Source organism: Marivita sp. S6314, from assembly GCF_023015985.1.
Taxonomy (GTDB): Bacteria; Pseudomonadota; Alphaproteobacteria; order Rhodobacterales; family Rhodobacteraceae; genus Marivita.
Map to the genome: position 1 here is coordinate 364,663 of NZ_JALKAO010000003.1, position 18,362 is coordinate 383,024.

At 60.4% G+C, this 18,362-nt stretch carries 19 protein-coding genes and 1 tRNA gene; 9 read left to right on the forward strand and 11 right to left on the reverse strand.

Annotated elements, in window-relative coordinates; genetic code table 11:
• Positions 1–84 precede the first annotated feature (84 nt).
• Positions 85–1,203, forward strand: coding sequence for a beta-ketoacyl-ACP synthase III (locus MWU54_RS10405; RefSeq protein ID WP_247082962.1), 1,119 nt, complete (start codon positions 85–87; stop codon positions 1,201–1,203).
• Between the two features lie 61 nt (positions 1,204–1,264).
• On the opposite strand, the gene MWU54_RS10410 is transcribed toward MWU54_RS10405, so the two are convergent.
• The 3 genes from MWU54_RS10410 to MWU54_RS10420 form a co-directional block, all read right to left on the reverse strand.
• The gene (locus MWU54_RS10410) at positions 1,265–1,720 is read right to left on the reverse strand and encodes a PRC-barrel domain-containing protein (protein ID WP_247082964.1); all 456 of its coding nucleotides are present in this window, start codon (positions 1,718–1,720) and stop codon (positions 1,265–1,267) included.
• Between the two features lie 130 nt (positions 1,721–1,850).
• On the reverse strand, positions 1,851–2,519 hold the full coding sequence (locus tag MWU54_RS10415; protein ID WP_247082966.1) for a hypothetical protein: 669 nt from the start codon (positions 2,517–2,519) through the stop codon (positions 1,851–1,853).
• A 2-nt stretch (positions 2,520–2,521) separates the two neighbouring features.
• Positions 2,522–3,100 (reverse strand): thymidine kinase, encoded by a 579-nt coding sequence (locus MWU54_RS10420; RefSeq protein ID WP_247082967.1) that lies wholly within the window; start codon positions 3,098–3,100, stop codon positions 2,522–2,524.
• 323 nt (positions 3,101–3,423) lie between these two features.
• On the opposite strand from MWU54_RS10420, the gene MWU54_RS10425 reads away from it, so the two are divergent.
• The 3 genes from MWU54_RS10425 to MWU54_RS10435 are packed head-to-tail and all read left to right on the forward strand — an operon-like array spanning position 3,424 to position 4,575.
• Positions 3,424–3,882: a hypothetical protein gene (locus tag MWU54_RS10425; protein ID WP_247082969.1), complete on the forward strand. Its 459-nt coding sequence runs from the start codon at positions 3,424–3,426 to the stop codon at positions 3,880–3,882.
• Positions 3,869–4,228, forward strand: a complete 360-nt coding sequence (locus tag MWU54_RS10430; protein WP_247082971.1) for a YigZ family protein — start codon at positions 3,869–3,871, stop codon at positions 4,226–4,228. The genes MWU54_RS10425 and MWU54_RS10430 overlap by 14 nt, the downstream gene beginning before the upstream one ends.
• Positions 4,228–4,575: a diacylglycerol kinase gene (locus MWU54_RS10435; RefSeq protein ID WP_247082973.1), complete on the forward strand. Its 348-nt coding sequence runs from the start codon at positions 4,228–4,230 to the stop codon at positions 4,573–4,575. Before MWU54_RS10430 ends, MWU54_RS10435 begins: the two co-directional genes overlap by 1 nt.
• On the opposite strand, the gene MWU54_RS10440 is transcribed toward MWU54_RS10435, so the two are convergent.
• Positions 4,559–4,948 (reverse strand): DUF393 domain-containing protein, encoded by a 390-nt coding sequence (locus tag MWU54_RS10440; protein WP_247082975.1) that lies wholly within the window; start codon positions 4,946–4,948, stop codon positions 4,559–4,561. The genes MWU54_RS10435 and MWU54_RS10440 overlap by 17 nt on opposite strands.
• A 139-nt stretch (positions 4,949–5,087) precedes the next feature.
• Complete coding sequence (rimO, locus tag MWU54_RS10445; protein WP_247082989.1) at positions 5,088–6,449, reverse strand: 30S ribosomal protein S12 methylthiotransferase RimO; 1,362 nt, start codon at positions 6,447–6,449, stop codon at positions 5,088–5,090.
• A 187-nt stretch (positions 6,450–6,636) separates the two neighbouring features.
• Here rimO and MWU54_RS10450 point away from each other — a divergent pair, with 187 nt between their 5' ends.
• On the forward strand, positions 6,637–8,607 hold the full coding sequence (locus MWU54_RS10450; RefSeq protein WP_247082991.1) for an alpha/beta fold hydrolase: 1,971 nt from the start codon (positions 6,637–6,639) through the stop codon (positions 8,605–8,607).
• A gap of 72 nt (positions 8,608–8,679) precedes the next feature.
• Here the strand turns inward: MWU54_RS10450 and MWU54_RS10455 are convergent, their stop codons facing one another.
• A complete protein-coding gene (locus tag MWU54_RS10455) occupies positions 8,680–9,252 on the reverse strand; it encodes a GcrA family cell cycle regulator (protein ID WP_247082993.1) in 573 nt (190 codons plus the stop codon).
• Positions 9,253–9,372: 120 nt separating this feature from the next.
• Here MWU54_RS10455 and MWU54_RS10460 point away from each other — a divergent pair, with 120 nt between their 5' ends.
• A complete protein-coding gene (locus MWU54_RS10460; RefSeq protein WP_247082995.1) occupies positions 9,373–10,182 on the forward strand; it encodes an ABC transporter permease in 810 nt (269 codons plus the stop codon).
• Here MWU54_RS10460 and MWU54_RS10465 read toward each other — a convergent pair.
• The 5 genes from MWU54_RS10465 to dapF are packed head-to-tail and all read right to left on the reverse strand — an operon-like array spanning position 10,130 to position 14,452.
• A complete protein-coding gene (locus MWU54_RS10465; protein ID WP_247082997.1) occupies positions 10,130–11,053 on the reverse strand; it encodes a DMT family transporter in 924 nt (307 codons plus the stop codon). The genes MWU54_RS10460 and MWU54_RS10465 overlap by 53 nt on opposite strands.
• Positions 11,054–11,088: 35 nt before the next feature.
• Positions 11,089–11,784 carry a CDP-alcohol phosphatidyltransferase family protein gene (locus tag MWU54_RS10470; RefSeq protein ID WP_247082999.1) on the reverse strand — a complete coding sequence of 232 codons (696 nt, stop codon included), beginning with the start codon at positions 11,782–11,784 and terminating at the stop codon, positions 11,089–11,091.
• A gap of 39 nt (positions 11,785–11,823) precedes the next feature.
• Positions 11,824–12,366: an AAA family ATPase gene (locus tag MWU54_RS10475; protein WP_247083001.1), complete on the reverse strand. Its 543-nt coding sequence runs from the start codon at positions 12,364–12,366 to the stop codon at positions 11,824–11,826.
• The gene (gene mtaB / locus MWU54_RS10480) at positions 12,363–13,616 is read right to left on the reverse strand and encodes a tRNA (N(6)-L-threonylcarbamoyladenosine(37)-C(2))-methylthiotransferase MtaB (protein ID WP_247083010.1); all 1,254 of its coding nucleotides are present in this window, start codon (positions 13,614–13,616) and stop codon (positions 12,363–12,365) included. Before mtaB ends, MWU54_RS10475 begins: the two co-directional genes overlap by 4 nt.
• Entirely contained in the window at positions 13,613–14,452 is an 840-nt protein-coding gene (dapF, locus tag MWU54_RS10485) for a diaminopimelate epimerase (RefSeq protein WP_247083017.1), read from the reverse strand. Before dapF ends, mtaB begins: the two co-directional genes overlap by 4 nt.
• Positions 14,453–14,590: 138 nt before the next feature.
• Here dapF and MWU54_RS10490 point away from each other — a divergent pair.
• From MWU54_RS10490 to MWU54_RS10500, 3 genes are all read left to right on the forward strand, one after another.
• Positions 14,591–14,666 (forward strand) — tRNA-Lys (locus MWU54_RS10490).
• A gap of 156 nt (positions 14,667–14,822) precedes the next feature.
• Entirely contained in the window at positions 14,823–16,034 is a 1,212-nt protein-coding gene (locus tag MWU54_RS10495) for an NnrS family protein (RefSeq protein WP_247083019.1), read from the forward strand.
• Between the two features lie 184 nt (positions 16,035–16,218).
• Positions 16,219–18,351, forward strand: a complete 2,133-nt coding sequence (locus MWU54_RS10500) for a NosR/NirI family protein (protein ID WP_247084007.1) — start codon at positions 16,219–16,221, stop codon at positions 18,349–18,351.
• Positions 18,352–18,362: the final 11 nt, after the last annotated feature.

Sequence of the window (18,362 nt, forward strand, 5' to 3'; positions counted from 1 at the left end):
CAGGGTTCCGAAAGTCGCGTAGCGTCGCGCTTGACCCCGCGTTCCAGATCAAGTGTGGTCACGTGCACCAAAGCGGAGCGCAGCATGATCCAGCCAGCCATCACCGGAAGCGGTGTTTTCACGCCAGAGAGCATCATCACCAATGATGAATTGGTGGTCGCCTTTAATGCCTATGCAGATCGTGTGAACGCCGAAAACGCCGATGCGATTGCCGCGGGCGACATGGACGCCGTGCCGCAGTCCAGTGCCGAGTTTATCGTCAACGCGTCAGGGATCGAGCAGCGCTATGTGATGGACAAAGAGGGTGTTCTGGACCCGACCCGCATGTTCCCGCGCCTTGATGCGCGCCCCGATGATGCGCCGTCGATCATGGCGGAGATGGCCGTCGATGCGATCACCAAAGCGCTGAAGCAGGCCGGGCGCGACGCGTCCGAGATTGATCTGGTGATCTGTGCGGCGTCCAATCACGAACGGGCCTATCCGGCGGTGGCGGTCGAAATTCAGAAGCTGATCGGGGCAGGGGGCTTTGCCTTTGACATGAATGTCGCATGTTCGTCTGCCACGTTCGGCATTCAGGCGGCGGCAGACATGGTGCGGTCCGGGTCAGTTAAGTGCGCGATTGTCGTGAACCCCGAGATCTGTTCGGCGCATCTGGAATGGCGCGACCGGGATTGTCATTTCATCTTTGGCGATGTGGCCACGGCTGTGGTGATCGAACCCGATGCCAACGCCCAAGGCGCGCATTTCACCATCCACGGCACCCGCTGCGCGACCGAGTATTCCAACAACATCCGCAACAACAATGGTTTCCTGCGCCGCACCCGTGACCAGATGGAAGATCGCCGCGATATGCAGTTCATGCAGAACGGGCGCAAAGTGTTCAAAGAGGTGCTGCCGATGGTGTCGGCGCATATCCTTGGGCATCTGGAGGAGATCGATTGGACCGCAGACAGCCTCAAGCGGCTTTGGCTGCATCAGGCCAACAAAACGATGAACGACTTCATCGGCAAAAAAGTTTTGGGTCGCACGCCCGAGCCGGGCGAACAGCCGAACATCCTGCAGGACTATGCCAACACGTCATCCGCCGGGTCGATCATCGCGTTTTCGAAGTATTCAGAAGATCTGAAACCGGGTGACCGGGGCGTGATCTGTTCCTTCGGGGCGGGATATTCGGTGGGATCGGTCTTGATCGAACGCGCCTGAGCGGTTTCGAAACCGAAAAAAGGGGCCGATTGGCCCCTTTTTGGAAAGACTGACGCGTGGATCAGTTCCACCAGCCTTCATCGACTTCGCGCAGCTCTTCCAGCTGTTCTTCGCTCATCCGTGTCACAAATGCGTATGTCTCATCGTCAACAGCGACGAGGTTCACATCTTCGACGGACAGCACGACATGCTTGTCGCCGATATCAAGAAACCCGCCGATTTCGGCAACGATGCCGACCATCTGGCCACTCTTGTTCAGTACAATATCTTCGATCTCGCCGATATCGTTCCAGTTATCACCAAGGCCGTTGTGAACAAAATCCATGTTCCAGCCTTCATCATTGGCTTCGTTCATCGTGTAGATGGTGCCACCGGTGATATCGCGGGTGCGGATCAGGTCCGCCTGGCTTTCCGCCATCGCGTTGGTCGAGTAGTCCATCATCTTCGTGGTCTCTTGTGCCCATGCGCCGGTTGTGGCGAGTGTCAGGGCGAGCGCGCTTGCAAACATCTTGGTCATGATGTCCTCCTTGTTTGTATTTCCGATGGTTAAACAACCCGTCGCGCGCAGGGACGTTCCAACAAATATTTTTCGATCTCGACGGAACTTTTTCGATATTTTCGGCAAGACCGAACGGGCGTGGCAGCCGTCAGACAGCCGTGTCGAAACCGGACTTCACGTGCTCAAGAAACCGGGTCTGCGTCATCCCGTCGGGCAACCCGGTATGGGCCGCGAGATTGATCTGTCGATCCTGTTCCAAAGCGCTCAGGAACCGGTTCAAGGCATCTATCGCGGCCTGCGATGGTGGAGCGATCAGCATCAATGCGTGGGCCAGCACTGCATACCGCGTCTTGTCGGCCTGGCAGGGACGGAACCGCATCGCGGTGCCCGCAAATTTCAGACCGTTCCATTGGACATTATGCGCACCATCGCAAAAGGCCCCCGGTTGCCACCCACGGGTTGCGCCATTGCCCAAGGCCGTCTCAATCGGGGTGCACAGACGATCATATTCGCGGTCCAGATCGAACTTCTCTTTGGACGGACGCGCATAGACATGGGTGACGTTCACGATACCAGTGCCCTGTGGCGTGACATCGCCCCCGGTGCTGCGCAGCGCAACAGGCCATCCCTGATCCAGCAGATCTGCGGTCACCGTGTCATAACCCGGCAACCGCGACAGCTTGCGCGGTGCGATCAGGCATTGCGGCGATTGCCAGAACCAGATGTGACGCTTGGACGGGTTTTCCGATACGTCGGCCAACAGCGCCGCCTCGCGTGTCATCGCAGCGTCGGCATCCAGCGTTTCAACGGTCACCATGTCTAGGCTCCGACCGCTGCGCGCCAGTGTTTCCGACACAGGCTGACATAGGTTTCATTGCCGCCGATCTGAACCTGTGCCCCTTCGGTGAGCACGTTGCCATTTTCGTCCTGACGCACGACCATCGTGGCCTTGCGGCCGCAATGGCAAATCGTCCTGGCTTCACGCAGCGAATCCGCCAGCGCCAACAGCGTTGCCGATCCGGGAAAAAGCTCCCCCCGAAAATCGACCCGCAACCCGTAGGCCATGACAGGGACCCCAAGATCATCCGCGACTCGTGCCAGTTGCCAGACCTGATCCGGGGTCAGAAATTGCGCCTCATCAATAAACACGCAGGCCAGATCGCCCTTGGCCAATAAGCCTTCGATCCGCGCATAAAGATCGTCATCGGGGCTGAACGTGTCCGCCTCGCGGGCAAATCCGATCCGCGACCCGATCTTTCCCTTGCCCGCCCGATCATCAAAAGCGGCGGTCAGGCGGTACACGGACATGCCGCGCTCTTCGTAGTTATGCGCAGCTTGCAACAGCAGGGTCGATTTCCCCGCGTTCATGGTGGAGTAGTTAAAGTAAAGCTTGGCCATGGCCGTTCCTGTGCCGCAAGCCGCCGCGCATCGCAAGACTTTGGGCAAGGGAAAGTGGATGCACATCCCGATGAGGGTGGATCAGAACCGGGGTCTCTTTACGAGGTCGCTCCGTGAGTGGGTCGACCAAGACCAACCGCTTATACGTTACCCCGGTTCCAACACGCGCGATGCGCATCCCAGTGCCCGGATCGTTGCTCGGACGCTTGGCTGACCCGCTATTTTCGGGTCTGGTGTGTGTGTGCCATTGCGCTAAGGTTCAAGACAGGGGAAAGAGGCGGCGACGTTCCCATCCGGCTGTGGGGCATTTAGGGGGTGACAGGATGCAATCATTTGGTCCGTATTTGAAGAAGCATACGGAATTGCTGGTAAAAGACGTCGGCATCGAGAAGGCCTGCAAGCTGACCGGCAAGTCGAAGGCGACCTTGGGTCGGTACTATGCCGATCACGATGAACACGCCGATCGCTTCATGCCGGTGGACGCCGTTGCGGCCTTGGAGCAGGAATCAAGTTACCCGCATGTGACATCCGCATTGGCCGAGCTTGGCGGGATCACCCTGTCATTTGACGAACGTCGATCCAACGAGGACAAGAAAGGTGGCGTCAATTCTGACGTTGTTGCGCTCAGCCAGCGATTTGCCATGCTGATGGCCGAATACCACCAATCCATCGAAGACGGCATTATCACCGCCAATGAGGCCCGCCGTCTGCTCCGCGAAACGCTCGCGTTGCAGCAAGTGCTTGTGGATATGAAGCTGCACCTGGAAGATGAATCAGTTTGAGAGCGTCATTTCGGACCGCGGCTCGAAATACGCGGTGAGCGGCGGACCGGTCCGTGATCGCGACGCGGTGAACGCATTTCTCAAAACGCTCAAACGCACCAAGAAATATGCCAAGGCCACGCACAACACCTGGGCGGTGGTCTTCTCGGATGGTGGGCCGCTCAAGAATGACGATGGCGAAGGCGGCGCAGGCCAGATCATTCTGCAGATGCTGGAACGCGAAGGGCTCCGGGATCACATGATCGTCGTAACGCGCTGGTATGGCGGCAAACATCTTGGCGGGGACCGGTTTCGCCACGTACAGGACTGCGTCCGCCACTATCTCGACAACACGCAGGTCGCCTGATGGAGTTTTTTATCCGCCTCAAGTACCGCATCATCTGGTCCTGGGCCGGGTGCGTGGACGCGTGGAAGACCGAATACAGTTTCCGGTCCTGGGTGTGGGCCAACCTCGTCTCTGCGGCGCTGGCATTCTGGTTGCCGCTGGAGCCTGCGGAACGCGCGGTGATCCTGGCTTTGGGTGTGCTGGTCTTGGCGGCAGAGTTGTTCAATACAGCGATTGAAGCCGCAATCGATCACATCTCGACCGACATCCACCCCCTTGCCAAGCGCGCCAAAGACGCCGGCAGCGCGGGCGTTGCCGCTTCTGCCATCGCGGCTGGCGTGGCCTGGGTCGTCATCCTGATTGGATAGCGCGCCTGGCCTTACGGCGCAGGTGCCAGCGGTAGATCAGTGGGGCAAGGGCATAATCGTAAACCAGTGACGCGATCTGTTTGATCCCCGGCAGCCCAACGATCCTGCCCAACCACCGATAGCGCGGCATCTCGAGCCACAGCACCAGAAAGGCAGGGATCCCGCTGGTCAGTTCCCCGTTCTGCAACACGTAAAGCCGCCGCGCTGCCGTATCCTCATCAATCCCCCACGCCGCACGCTCTGCCCCGTTCAGATCATCGAACTGGATCGGCAGCCCTTCACGCCGCGCGTAGGCCGCGTAATGGTTGATCTCGAACGAACAGACCGGGCAGTCGTTGTTGAACAGCACTTTGGTTTGGGATGTCTCTGTCATGGCCAACAGGTATGTCAAACACTCCGCCGGACAAGGCACAGCCTGACGCAGTCCCGGCTTTCCTTTTGCTGAAAACACCTCGGGGGGTTTGGGGGGCAGGCCCCCCAATCTGTCGGATTGGCGCAGCCGATCCGAGACCTTAGATGCGCCCCCAAAGGTCATACTCCCCGGCCTCATCGACCTCGACCGACACGATCTCGCCCACGGACAGGCCCTCTGTGCCCTCATCAATGAAGAGGTTGCCATCAATCTCGGGCGCGTCCGATTTGGTGCGGCAAGTGGCGATGCCGTCCGCGTCGATGTCGTCGATGATCACATCCATCCGGGTGCCGACCTTGGCCGCCAGCTTGGCTTCTGAAATCGCCTGAGCCTTCTGCATGAACCGATCCCAGCGGTCCTGCTTGACCTCGTCCGGCACGTGATCCGGCAACGCATTCGACCGCGCGCCGTCAACGTTTTCGTACTGGAAACAGCCCACCCGATCCAGTTGCGCCTCGTCCAGCCAGTCAAGCAGCGTCTGGAACTCGTCCTCCGTCTCGCCGGGGTAGCCGACGATAAAGGTCGACCGCAGCGTGATGTCCGGGCAGACATCGCGCCAGGCGGCAATCTCGTCCAACGTCCGCGCCGCCGCCGCCGGCCGCGCCATACGTTTCAAGGTATCGGGATGCGCGTGCTGGAACGGGATGTCGAGATAGGGCAGCACCAGACCGTCCGCCATCAGCGGCACCAAGTCGCGCACATGCGGGTAGGGGTAGACGTAATGCATCCGCACCCACGCGCCCAAGGATCCCAGATCCCGCGCCAGCGACAGGATCGGGAATTTCTCGTCCCGGTCTTTCCAGTCCGTCCCATAGGCCGACGTGTCCTGCGAAATCACCAGGAGTTCGCGCACGCCGTTCTCGACCAGCTTCTCTGCCTCCCGCAGCACTGCCTTTGCAGGCCGGGACGTCAGCAATCCGCGCATGTCGGGGATGATGCAGAACTTGCACTTGTGATTGCAGCCTTCCGAGATTTTCAGATAGCTGTAATGCCTCGGCGTCAGGCTCACACCTGTTGCGGGCAAAAGGTCAATGAATGGATCGGGCGCGGGCGGCACAGCGGCATGCACCGCGTCCAGCACCTGTTCGTATTGATGCGGGCCGGTGACGGCCAACACGCGTGGATGCGCCCCGGTGATGTACTCGGGTTCCGCCCCAAGACAGCCCGTCACGATCACGCGGCCGTTTTCGGTCAGCGCCTCCCCAATCGCATCAAGGCTTTCGGCCTTGGCAGAATCCAGAAACCCGCAGGTGTTCACAATCACCGCATCCGCGCCGGAATAATCCGGGCTGATCCCGTACCCTTCGGCCCGAAGCCGCGTCAGGATGCGCTCACTGTCCACCAGCGCCTTGGGGCAGCCAAGAGACACCATCCCAATGGTGGGCTGACCGGCACGTGGCGTGTCGGAAATGCGCGCGGTGGGCGCGAGATCGGGGCGAAGCGAAGGAGGGTTCTGCGACATGAGCGGCACATAGCGTTTTGCGAGCATTTGCGAAAGGGGGAACGGCCAGGGGCGGCATGCGCGGGATGCCGCGAGTGACCGCGACGCCCATTGTCGGTTTCAAATCCCTCCCCTAAATCTAGCGCATTGGCCCGCTGACGGATGGTCTGCGGCCTGCTGTTCTTCGGTACATCAACGGGGTTGAAATATGCGTTTTCTGAAGTGGATATTCGGCAGTCTGGTTGTTCTGGGTGTTCTGGCCGCCGGTGCCCTTGCTGTATGGTCGCGCGACACTGCGCCGACACATCCGGTCCTTGCACAGGCGGACCTGCCGCCGATTATTCCGGTCCGCGATTTCTGGGCGGATCAGCGCGGTGAATGGGACTTCAAACCAAGCGTCGATGGCACCTGGCTTGCATGGCGCGCCGTGGATTTGGCGACGGATGTGGTGCGCGTCGGGTCTGCGTCTGACAAGACCATTGTGACAACGCTCAAGGACGTCGATTACTACTACTGGGATGATATCAAACCCGAATTGCTGGCGATTATCGAAGGCCGGTTGTGGCGCATCGATCCCACCGCGCCCGAGCGGGACAACTGGCGGGACGTCACCCCGCGTGGGTTCAGCAACTGGTTCATCTCGAACCGGGTCGCGGATGGTGCTGATCCATGGCTTGTGGCCTCGCGCGACCGCAACCCGGCTTTTGCCGATCTCTACACCACCAATCAGGATGGCGGGGACAAGCGGCTTCTGGTGGAAAACGAAGGACAAACGGTTGGCTGGATGATGTCCGCTGATCTTGAACCCGTGATGCGCATTGATCGGGCAGAGGACGGGGTTCTGTCTTATCTTGTGCGCGACGACACCGATTGGCGGGTTTTGACCACGCTGTCGGTGAACACGGTGTTCCAGATCCACGAAATCTCACCCGAGGCAGATTTTGCGTTGGTGGTGTCCGCACGCAACCGGGACAAGGCCGCGCTGGTGCGTGTTGATCTTCAGACCGGGGCGGAAACGGTTGTCTTTGCCGAAGACGACGAAGACATCTACGATCTGGTCAACCTTGACCCGCATGACGGCGTGATTGACGCGGTGCTGACCCATGTCGGGACATCTGATGTACACGCGCTGACAGACCGGGGGGCCGCGTTGCGGGATCTGATCCATGCCAAGGCAGACCGTGTCGAGGTCAATGACCTGAGCTGGGCCGGAACCGGCCGCTTTGTCACGGCAACCCTGTCGCCGGATGCGCTCAACTACACCTACCACTTGTTCGATCTTGAAACCGGACAAGAGCAGCTTCTGGGCACGTTCTCGTTTCGGGAACGGTATCTTGACCGTCTTGCTCCAACCGAAGAGGTCATGATCGAAGCGCGGGACGGGACGGAACTGCATGCGCTGCTGGTGCGGCCAAAGGGGGTCGACGGGCCTTTACCGCTTGTCATAGAAGTGCATGGCGGTCCTGCGTTGCATCTGAACTGGGAATACCATCACTTCCGTAAGTTTCTGGCCAATCGCGGATATGCGGTTCTGGCTGTGAATTATCGCGGATCGACCGGGTTTGGTCTCGCGTTTCAGTCCAAAGGGTTCGGCCAGTTTGGCCGCGCGATGCAGGATGATCTGGTTGATGCCGCGAATTGGGCGGTGTCCCAGGGCATCGCCGATCCCGCAGCCATCGCGGTCCAGGGCGGCAGCTATGGAGGATATGCGGCTGCAATGGCGATGGTGCGGGACGCAGACGTGTTTGCGGCAGGCATTGCGGAACACGCGGTGCTGGATGTGCTTTATCAGATGCGGAACAACCCGTTCGCCTGGGGGCTGACGCCCGAATACACGACGCGCTATTTCGGCGATCCGGACACGCCAGAGGATGCCGAGATCATGACAACCCACTCCCCTGTCACGCGGGTCAGTTCGCTGGAAGACCCGATGATGGTGGTGGCGGGGAAACGGGACAACGTGGTTGGGTTCGAACAATCCGAGGCGTTTCTGTCCGCAGCGCGCGCGGCGGGCAAAGACGTGGAGGACCTGATCTTTGAAGACGAAGGTCACGGCATTCACCGCTGGCAGAACAGCATCCGACACGCGCGCCGGGTCGAGGATTTCCTTGCACAGCATCTGGGCGGACGATCCGGTGGTCGCGATTGGATCGAAATCGCGGCAGATTTGTTGGACTGAAACAAGAAAAGCCGCGTCATCCTGTGACGCGGCTGGCTCGTCTCACCTGTCTATGTTCAGGCCCGGGCGGGATTACCGCCGCCGGTCGCGGCGCGAGGACATGGGCTGGAACGCGACGCCCACATGCGCTTCGCAATAGGGTTTGCCTTGCTGCACGGGCAGGCCGCAGAACCAGAAGTTCTCGGTTGCTGGATCGCCCACAGGCCACTTGCAGGTGCGTTCTGTCAGTTCCATCAGCGACAGTTTCTTCGCCTTCTTCTCAACCGCGTTCACCTTGGCGAGCGCCTCGGGGCTGATTTCGTTGGCCGACGGCTGCGGTGGCAGCGGCTGACCGGCGGGAATGATCTGCTTGCGCGGGCTGGGCGGCGGTGTGGCGGATTTGGTTTCCATCACCACTTCCGGCTTGGCGGGTTTCGCGGGCGCTGGTTTGGGTGCTGGTTTGGGTTTTGCCTCAACCTTGGCTGGTTTCGCCTCTGCCTTCGCGGCCCCGGCCGCACCGGCGCGGTTCGACAGCCCCAGACGATGCACCTTGCCGATCACCGCATTGCGGGTGACGCCGCCGAGTTCCTTGGCGATCTGGCTTGCAGACTGGCCTTCGCCCCACATCTTCTTGAGAAGCTCAACACGTTCATCGGTCCAGGACATCATCGCCCTCCATCAAAAAGAGCGGCCGTTTGCGTTGGCCGCCCATTATCTCTAAGTCGCTCTCTATTCTAATCATGCGCCGCAGAGTTACAACCCGCGCAGACAACGGAGATGTCGCTGATGCCAACGAAAAGTCAGATGATCGCACAGGAACGACGCTTTGGTCGGGTCAATTGGCTTGGCCTTTACACGCTGGCACAGCGCGAGATCCTGCGCTTTGCCAATGTCTGGACCCAGACCCTGCTTGCACCCTTGGTGACCGCAGGCCTGTTTCTGGTGATCTTTACCATCGCCATCGGCCCGCGCCGGGGCGATGTCATGGGTGTGGATTTCACGACCTTTCTGGCCCCCGGCATCCTGATGATGACGGTGATCCAGAACGCGTTTGCCAACACATCGTCCTCGATTGTGATCTCGAAGGTACAGGGCAATATCGTCGACACGCTCATGCCGCCGCTTTCTGCGTCCGAACTGGTGCTGGGCTATCTTGCCGGTGGCATTGCGCGCGGGCTGGTTGTGGCCGTCGCCATCGCGCTTGCGCTGTGGCTGTTTCTTGGCATCGTGCCGGAAAACCCACTGACCGCGCTGTTCTTTGTGCTGATTGGCGGGGCGCTGATGTCCGGGGTTGGCATGGTGGCCGGTGTGTTTGCCGAAAAGTTCGATCAGATGGCCGCAATCACCAACTTTATCGTCACGCCCTTGGCTTTCCTGTCTGGCACGTTCTACTCGGTGCAATCTTTGCCGCCGGTGCTGAACGACATCACGCATCTGAACCCGATTTTCTACCTGATTGACGGTGTCCGCTGGGGCATGCTGGGTGTGTCGGACAGCAGCCCATGGCTGGGTGCTGCCGTGGTTGTCGGAGCGACCGTCGCGGTCAACGTGCTTGCCTGGTCGTTTTTCCGCTCGGGCTATCGGTTGAAGGCCTGAGACGCCCCTCGCGCCACATCAGCAATCCGGCACCGCACAGGATGATCAGCGTTCCGATCACCGACACGGTGTCGGGACGTACGCCAAAGACGATGAAATCGTACAGCGCCGCAAACACCAACGTGGCATAGAAGAACGGCCCGACAAAGCTCGCATCGGCGCGGGCGATTGCATTGATGAAACAGGTCTGCGCGCCTGCCATCAGAAACCCGATCCCGGCAAGCGCCAGCCATTGCTCGAACGTGGGGACAATCCAGACCCAGACGGCAGCCAGGCTGGCGATCCCAACGCCGATCAGGTTGTTGATCAGCAGGATTTGCAACGGCCCTTCGCGCCCGGTCAGACGCTTGATCACGATCACTTCGAACCCCAGCGCCACGGCTGCCCCCAAGGCAAGCAAGGCCGCAGGTTGAAACGCGTCAGGCGTCGGGCGCAGCAGGATCATCGCGCCGACAAGCGCAATGGCAGCCGCACTCAGGCGGACCGGGCCAACCCGTTCCTTCAACAGCGGAATCGCCAGAAGCATCCCGATCACCGGATTGAGAAAACTTATCGCCGTGGCATCGGACAGCGGAATATACGCGGCGGCGGCAAACATCAGGGTGACGCCCCCCCAGCCGCACACCACACGCAAGCTATGGGTTTTCCACGCGATGTCGGTAAAGCGCAGCCGCAGGACCAGCGCTGCACTGCCGATCGCGACAAAGGCAAACACAAAACGCCCGTGGCTGATCTGCAATGGGTTGAGCGCGGGCCCCAGAACATCCGTGCCCAGCATCTTGGCCAGCAGGGTTGTGCCGGCCACAAAGGCCGACGCCAGCAACGTCAGCAGGGCGGCAAGAACCGGGTTCTGATCACGGGGCACAAACATGCGCCTGTCCTGCGCCTGTTAGCCGCGAAGTGCAATCACTGGTTTTTCTGCGGGATCACTTGTTGAACGATGCCAACGCCGATCAGGTAAACGGACGTTGCGATCAGCCCCCAATGCGCCCAGCTTTCCGGGTGAAAATCGACCCAGGCGGCCCAACCGGCAAAAAAGGTCCAGGCCAGCGCAATCGGCAGCGAAACATTGCGCCACCGTTCGGTCCGCACCGGGTGGATGAACTTCAACGGCAGGAACATCGCAACCGCCAGGATCGCGACAAGCGAGAGCGAGACCCAGAAATTCGGCTCAATGGCGAACAGAACAAGAATCAGCATGTTCCAGCAGCCGGGAAAGCCCTGAAACGAATTGTCCGATGTCTTCATGCGGTTGTCGGCAAAATACATCGCGCTTGCGAAGGTGATGATGATGATCGCGAACCATCCTGTCCATCCGGGCAACAACCCCGACTGAAACAGCGCAAAGGCCGGAATGAAGACGTAGGTCAGATAGTCAATGATCAGATCAAGAAGCACGCCGTCAAACCGGGGGGCATTGGTTTTGACATTGTATTTGCGCGCAAGCGGACCATCGATACCATCAACCGCGAAGGCGACCACCAACCACAGGAACATGATCGACCATTCCCCCTTGGCCGCAGCCAAAAGAGCCAGCATCGCAAACACCGCTCCGGTTGCGGTAAACAAATGCACGCACAAAGCGCGGGTTTGATCAGTCATTTCGACGTTTTGACGGAAATTGCGGGTGGTTGCAAATGTCTAGCCGACCTGTTCCCGAGATTGGAAAAACGCGGACCGTGGACGTTCTGGCGTGGCTAAATGGCGGAGGATACGCTCCGCAGTGGTCGCAACCGAAGCGGTGCCATCCAGTTCAAGATCGTAGGTCAGGCCAGAATGGATATGCCCGGCATCAGCGACAGCGCTACCCGGCTTCCGATCCCCACGCGCTGTTTCTCTCTGGCGCAGTACTACGTCCGGCGTGTGAAGCCCGACAAACACCACATCATGCGCCGCCAGCATTGTCTGCAAAGCGTCGTGCCAGCCCTCTGTATCAAGGATGTGTTCGATGATCAGGTCGCAACCGGCGTCGGCAAAGGCCGCGAAACTGCGATGCAGGGCTTCAAAGATCTGCGGGCGGACATGGGGCCAATCGGGATAGGTTTCCGGGCGAATCGCCCCGCTGTCACGGAAATGATCCAGCGACAGATGCACAAACGGCGTGATGGCCTGTCTGCGGATCTCGGATGCCAATGTCGATTTGCCGCTGCTGGACGCGCCATGCAGGAAGATGATCCGGCTCATGCAACCAGACGGGTTCCGTCATCGCCCGTGATCGTTGCAGGCACGATCTGCCCCACCGGCTGCGGCGTATCGAACTGCACTTCGGTGAATTGCTCGGTCCGGCCCATATCGGGCGCTTCCATCAAAACGCTGTGACGGCACCCGTGCTGTGCGGCCAGATGCCGTTCCACGGCCAGTTGCCCGGCGGCCCGCAAACGCGCCGCCCGGTCCTTGATCGCGCGGCCATCGACCTGCGGCATCCGTGCGGCGGGCGTGCCTTGGCGTGGGGAATAGGGGAAGACATGCAGCCAAGTCAGATGGCAGTCCTCAACCAGCTTGAGCGAGTTCTCAAAATGTGCCTCGGTCTCGGTCGGAAAGCCCGCGATGATATCCGCGCCGAAGGTCATATCCGGGCGGAGCTTGCGGGCCTCTTCGGCAAAGGCGATGGCATCGTCGCGCAGATGGCGGCGCTTCATGCGCTTGAGAATCAGGTCATCGCCATGTTGCAGGCTCAGGTGCAGATGCGGCATCAGGCGCGGCTCGGTGGCGATGGCCTGCATCAGGTTCTCGTCCACCTCGATGCTGTCGATGGAACTGATCCGCAGGCGCGGCAGGTCCGGCACCAGTTTGAGGATGCGCATCACCAGATCGCCCAGCTTTGGCTCTGCCGGCAGATCGGCCCCCCAAGACGTGAGGTCCACACCTGTGAGGACAACTTCATTGAATCCCTTGTCCACCAGTCGCTTGATCTGATCCACGATCACACCCGCAGGCACGGACCGCGAATTGCCGCGACCGTAGGGGATGATGCAGAAGGTGCAGCGATGGTCGCAACCGTTCTGGACCTGCACATAGGCCCGGCTGCGTGTGCCGAACCCATCAATCAGGTGCTGCGCAGTTTCCGTCACCGACATGATGTCGTTGACCTGAACCGCCTCGGTCTCGCCGATAAAATCAGCGGCCAGTCCCTGCCACGTGTCGGGCGTCATCTTCTCGGTGTTGCCAATGACCGCATCGACCTCGTCCATCTGGGCAAATGTCTCGGGCTCGGTCTGGGCGGCGCATCCGGTGACAATCACTTTGGCATCCGGATTGTCCCGCCGCAGCTTGCGAATCTCCTGACGGGCTTTGCGCACCGCTTCGGCGGTGACGGCACAGGTATTGACCACAACCGCGTTTGACAGCCCGGCCTGCGCTGCAAGATCCTTCATCGCCTCGGTTTCATAGGCGTTCAGGCGGCATCCCAGCGTGGTGAATTTCGGCGCGCTCATGTCACGGCCTCCAGCCACTTGGGCGCAAACGTGCCGGAAAAGACATGCGCGGTCGGACCCGTCATCCAGACACCGTCCTCGCGCCAGTCGATTCTGATCTGCCCGCCATCCAGGTCCAGCGTCACCGCGCGCCCGGTCAAACCCCGCCGCGCCGCCGCAACCGCCGTGGCGCAAGACGATGATCCAGAGGCAAGGGTCACGCCCACGCCGCGTTCCCAGACCCGCATTCGCAGGTGATTCTCTCCGATGAGGCTGGCGAATTGAACATTTGTGCGTTCGGGGTAAAGCGGATGATGTTCCATCGCGGCCCCGCGCGCTTCAAGATCGACCGCTTCGGCATCGTCCACGAAAAAGGTGCAATGCGGATTGCCCATACCCGTCGCTGTTGGTGCGCCGTCGATTGGCAGGGCCAGCGTATCCACCTCATGCGACAGCGGGATATCCCGCCAATCAAGCTGTGGCGGCCCCATATTCACCGATGTCAGGCCGTCCCCGGCATCACAGGCCGTCAGCGCACCACGTTCCGTCACCAGAACAACGTCTGGCGCGCCGCTTTCGTCCATAAGGTGACGCGCAATGCAGCGCGTGGCATTCCCACACGCCCCGGCCGTCGATCCGTCCGCGTTGTAAAAGGTCAACCGCGCATCCGCGCCGTCCGGGGACGGTTCGATCACGGCCAGTTGATCGAATCCGACACCCCGGTGCCGATCGCCGATCGCCTGCGCCAGTTCGGGTGTCATCGCAATCGGCCGCGCACGCGCATCCAGCACGACAAAATCATTGCCGAGTCCGTGCATCTTCATAAATGCAATGGTGTCTGTCACTTGCGCGGTCATGGCGGCGCATATACGCCTCTTGCGGCCCTGTTTCCAGTCCGGCACCGCCGCTGCGCTGCGTCATTGTGAAATTGGACAGAGGAATGTGCCTTTTGGGGGTTGACCCATGCCCGCCCTCTTTCTAGACAGCGCGCCAGTGGGCCGTTAGCTCAGTTGGTAGAGCAACTGACTTTTAATCAGTGGGTCGCAGGTTCGAACCCTGCACGGCTCACCACTGATCTCCTGAACAGATCATCAAGGTTTGGAAAACCGGGGCAATGCTCTCGGGCCTTGATAAGAGTCAAGGTTCTCTCCTTTTTGTGTCTCCACCATGAGGGCAACACGCCCGGCATTTCTGACGGGTTCGCCTTCTGCAAAGAGAGACAGTCAGATGAGTACCACAGCCGAACAGATGCGATCCTGGGATGGACCCACGCTGTTAACCTACGGATTTCGCCCGTTCTTTCTGGGCGGTGGCCTCTGGGCCGTTTGTGCGATGCTGATCTGGATCGCAGAGCTGTCCGGCGGGATGTCTCTTCCGACGGCGTTTGACCCGGTGTCATGGCACGCGCATGCGTTCTTGTTTGGCTACCTGACTGCCGTGATTGCGGGTTTTTTGCTGACGGCTGTGCCCAACTGGACGGGGCGATTGCCGGTGGTTGGCTGGCCTCTTGGCGGATTGGTGGCGCTTTGGATCATTGGGCGACTTGCGGTCAGTTTTTCCGCGAACCTTCCCGCCGTGTTTGTGGCGGTGGCGGATCTTGCCATGCCGGTCGCGCTGGCCGGTGTCATCGCCCGGGAAATCATCGTGGGACAGAATTGGCGCAACCTGATTGTGTTGGCGATGCTGGCTGTCTTCACAGTGGCCAATGCGCTGTTTCACTGGGATGCGGCCCGGGGTGTGTATGCCGCGCAGGGTGTCGGGATGCGTCTTGGCCTAGGGGCGGCCGTCATGATGATCGCGGTGATCGGCGGGCGAATCGTCCCATCCTTCACGCGTAACTGGTTGGCCAAACAGGGCGCGGGGCGGCTGCCGACATCACCTATGCAGCGATTTGACAAGGCGGCCTTGCTGGTCTTGCTGGCCGCCCTGTTGTGCTGGGTCATCGCGCCGGGTTCGGTAGTCACCGGGGGCGCCTTGCTGCTCGCCGGTGGGATGCATCTGGTTCGGCTGACACGCTGGGCGGGCGATCGCACATTGTCGGAACCGCTGGTTGCGGTGTTGCACCTTGCTTACGCGTTTGTGCCGCTCGGCGCTGTGGCGCTTGGCGTGGAAACGCTCGCGCCCGGTGTCTTTGGGATGGCAGGCGCGCAGCACCTCTGGATGGCAGGGGCGGTTGGGCTGATGACGCTTGCGGTGATGACACGCGCCACGCTGGGGCACACAGGTCAGACGTTGCATGCCACTCCGGGAACAACTGCGCTTTACGCCGCCATTGTGATTGCGGTTCTGGCACGGCTCGCCGCCGGGCTTTGGCCGTCGCAGGCGTCGTGGTTGCACATGCTGGCCGGTGCCGGGTGGCTGGCGGCGTTTGGCGGGTTTGCCCTGCTTTATGGCCCGCTGTTGCTGCTGAAACCGCCGCAAAAGAAATCCGCGTCCTAAATCCGTCGAACCATCAATCACGAAGCTGATGTGCGCGCCGCCTCTGACCATGCGTGACACTATGCGCGTCTGTTTTTCGCGGCAGTTGGCGGCGTCTTGACTTTGGTTAAGGCGACGGAAGGCCGGCTCCTGAAGTTTGCAGCAAAGGAGACTTCCCATCGTGTCTGCACGTACCTTTATCGCTGTGTTTTGTCTGGCCGTGACAGCCCTTCTGTTTGGGGGGCGCGTCGTGCATGCCGATACGCTGGCGCATTTTCTGCCGGACCTGGCCGCCACGGATTTCGTTGCGGATGCCGATGGCTTTGGCGCGATTGATCCCGAAACCAAGCTGGCTCCTGTGTTGCGCGGCGGGGAAACCGTCGCCCATGTGTTCCTGACCTCTGATTTCGTTGGCACCACGGGGTATTCCGGCAAACCCATACACGTGGTTGCCGGTATTGACGCGGACGCGCGCATCGTGGCGGCGCACCTGGTCGAACACTCTGAACCCATTGTTCTGATTGGCATTCCCAACAGCAAGATTACCGCGTTGACCGAAGGATATCGCGGGCTGGACCTGAAGAACGAAGTCGAACAGGGCGGCGCGGGACACGAGCTTGACATCATCTCGGGTGCGACGGTCACCATCATGGTGATTGACGACAGCATCGTGCGCGCCGGGATCAAGGTCGCGCGGATGTTGTCACTGGGCGGTCTTGCCCCCGAAGTGGTCCAGCCCCGGCGCGAGATTGATCGCAGCAGCGATGCGACTGCGGATTGGATGACCCTGACCGGCGACGGATCGGTGCGGCAGTTGTCGCTGGATGTGGGGCAGGTCAACCGCGCCTTCGAACAGTCTGGCGATGCAGAGGCGATCGCGCGCCCCGAACCCGGCGCGCCTGAAGAGACGTTTATCGAAATGACAGCCGCCTTGGTCAGCATCCCCGAGATCGGGCGCACCCTTCTGGGCGAGGCAGAATATGCCAATCTGGTCGAGTGGCTGGACGAGGGCGAAGAAGCGATCCTGGTGACCGGGCGCGGGCCGTATTCGTTCAAAGGGTCCGGCTATGTGCGGGGCGGGATTTTCGACCGCATCCAGTTGATCCAAGGCGACCGCGCGTTGCGCTTTTTTGACCGTGGACACAAACGGCTGGGCCGTCTGGCCCCTGCGGATGCGCCTGCTTTCACCGAACTTGATCTGTTCAAAATTCCGGCCGATGCCGAATTTGACCCTGCCGCCCCGTGGCGTCTGCAACTGCTCGTGCAGCGCGCGACCGGTGCCGTAAGTAAGGCGTTCATCACGTCTGATCTGGGCTACCAATTGCCCGAACGCTTCATCAAACCGGCAACAGTGGTGCACCCCGAGGTGGCCGATGAAGCGGCTGCCAAAACAGCGCTGTGGCAGCGCGTGTGGCGCGACAAGACAGTCGAGATCGGCGTGCTGATTGCCATGCTCACGACCCTGACCGGCATCTTCTTTTTCCAAAAGCAGGCCACCCGGAATGCCCGCGTATTCTATTGGCTGCGCATCGGGTTCCTGTCGGTTTCGCTGGTGTTCCTTGGCTGGATGACAAATGCGCAGCTGTCTGTTGTGAACCTCCTGGCGTTGGGCGGGGCCTTGCGCTCGGGCTTCAGCTGGGACGCGTTTCTGCTGGACCCGCTGGTGTTTATCCAGTGGTTCGCCATCGCCGCTGCGCTCTTGTTCTGGGGGCGCGGGGCCTATTGCGGCTGGTTGTGCCCGTTTGGCGCGTTGCAGGAACTGGCAAACAAGGTGGCGCGCGCGTTCAAGGTCCCGCAGGTCGAATTGCCCTGGGGTCTGCATGAACGCCTTTGGCCTCTGAAATACATGATCTTTCTAGGCCTGCTTGGCGTTTCTTTTGCGTCCCTTCCCCGGGCTGAAGCGCTGGCCGAGGTCGAGCCGTTCAAGACCGCGATTATCCTCAAGTTCGCCCGCGACTGGCCGTTTGTCATCTTTGCCTTGGGGATCCTTGCCGTCGGTCTGTTCATCGAGCGGTTCTACTGCCGCTATATTTGCCCGCTGGGCGCGGCACTCGCGATCCCCGCGCGGATGCGGATGTTTGATTGGCTCAAACGCTATCGCGCCTGCGGCAACCCCTGTCACACCTGTGCCAATGAATGCCCGGTGCAGGCCATTCACCCGACGGGTGAGATCAACCCAAACGAATGTGTGAACTGCCTGCATTGTCAGGTTCTGTACCAGTCCGAAACGAAATGCCCGGAAGTCATCAGGCAACTGAAACGCCGGGCCAAGGCAAATGCGAGCGCAGATGCGTTGGACGCGTTTGCCAAGAAACCACCTGTTTTTGAAACATCATAAGAAGGAGACCA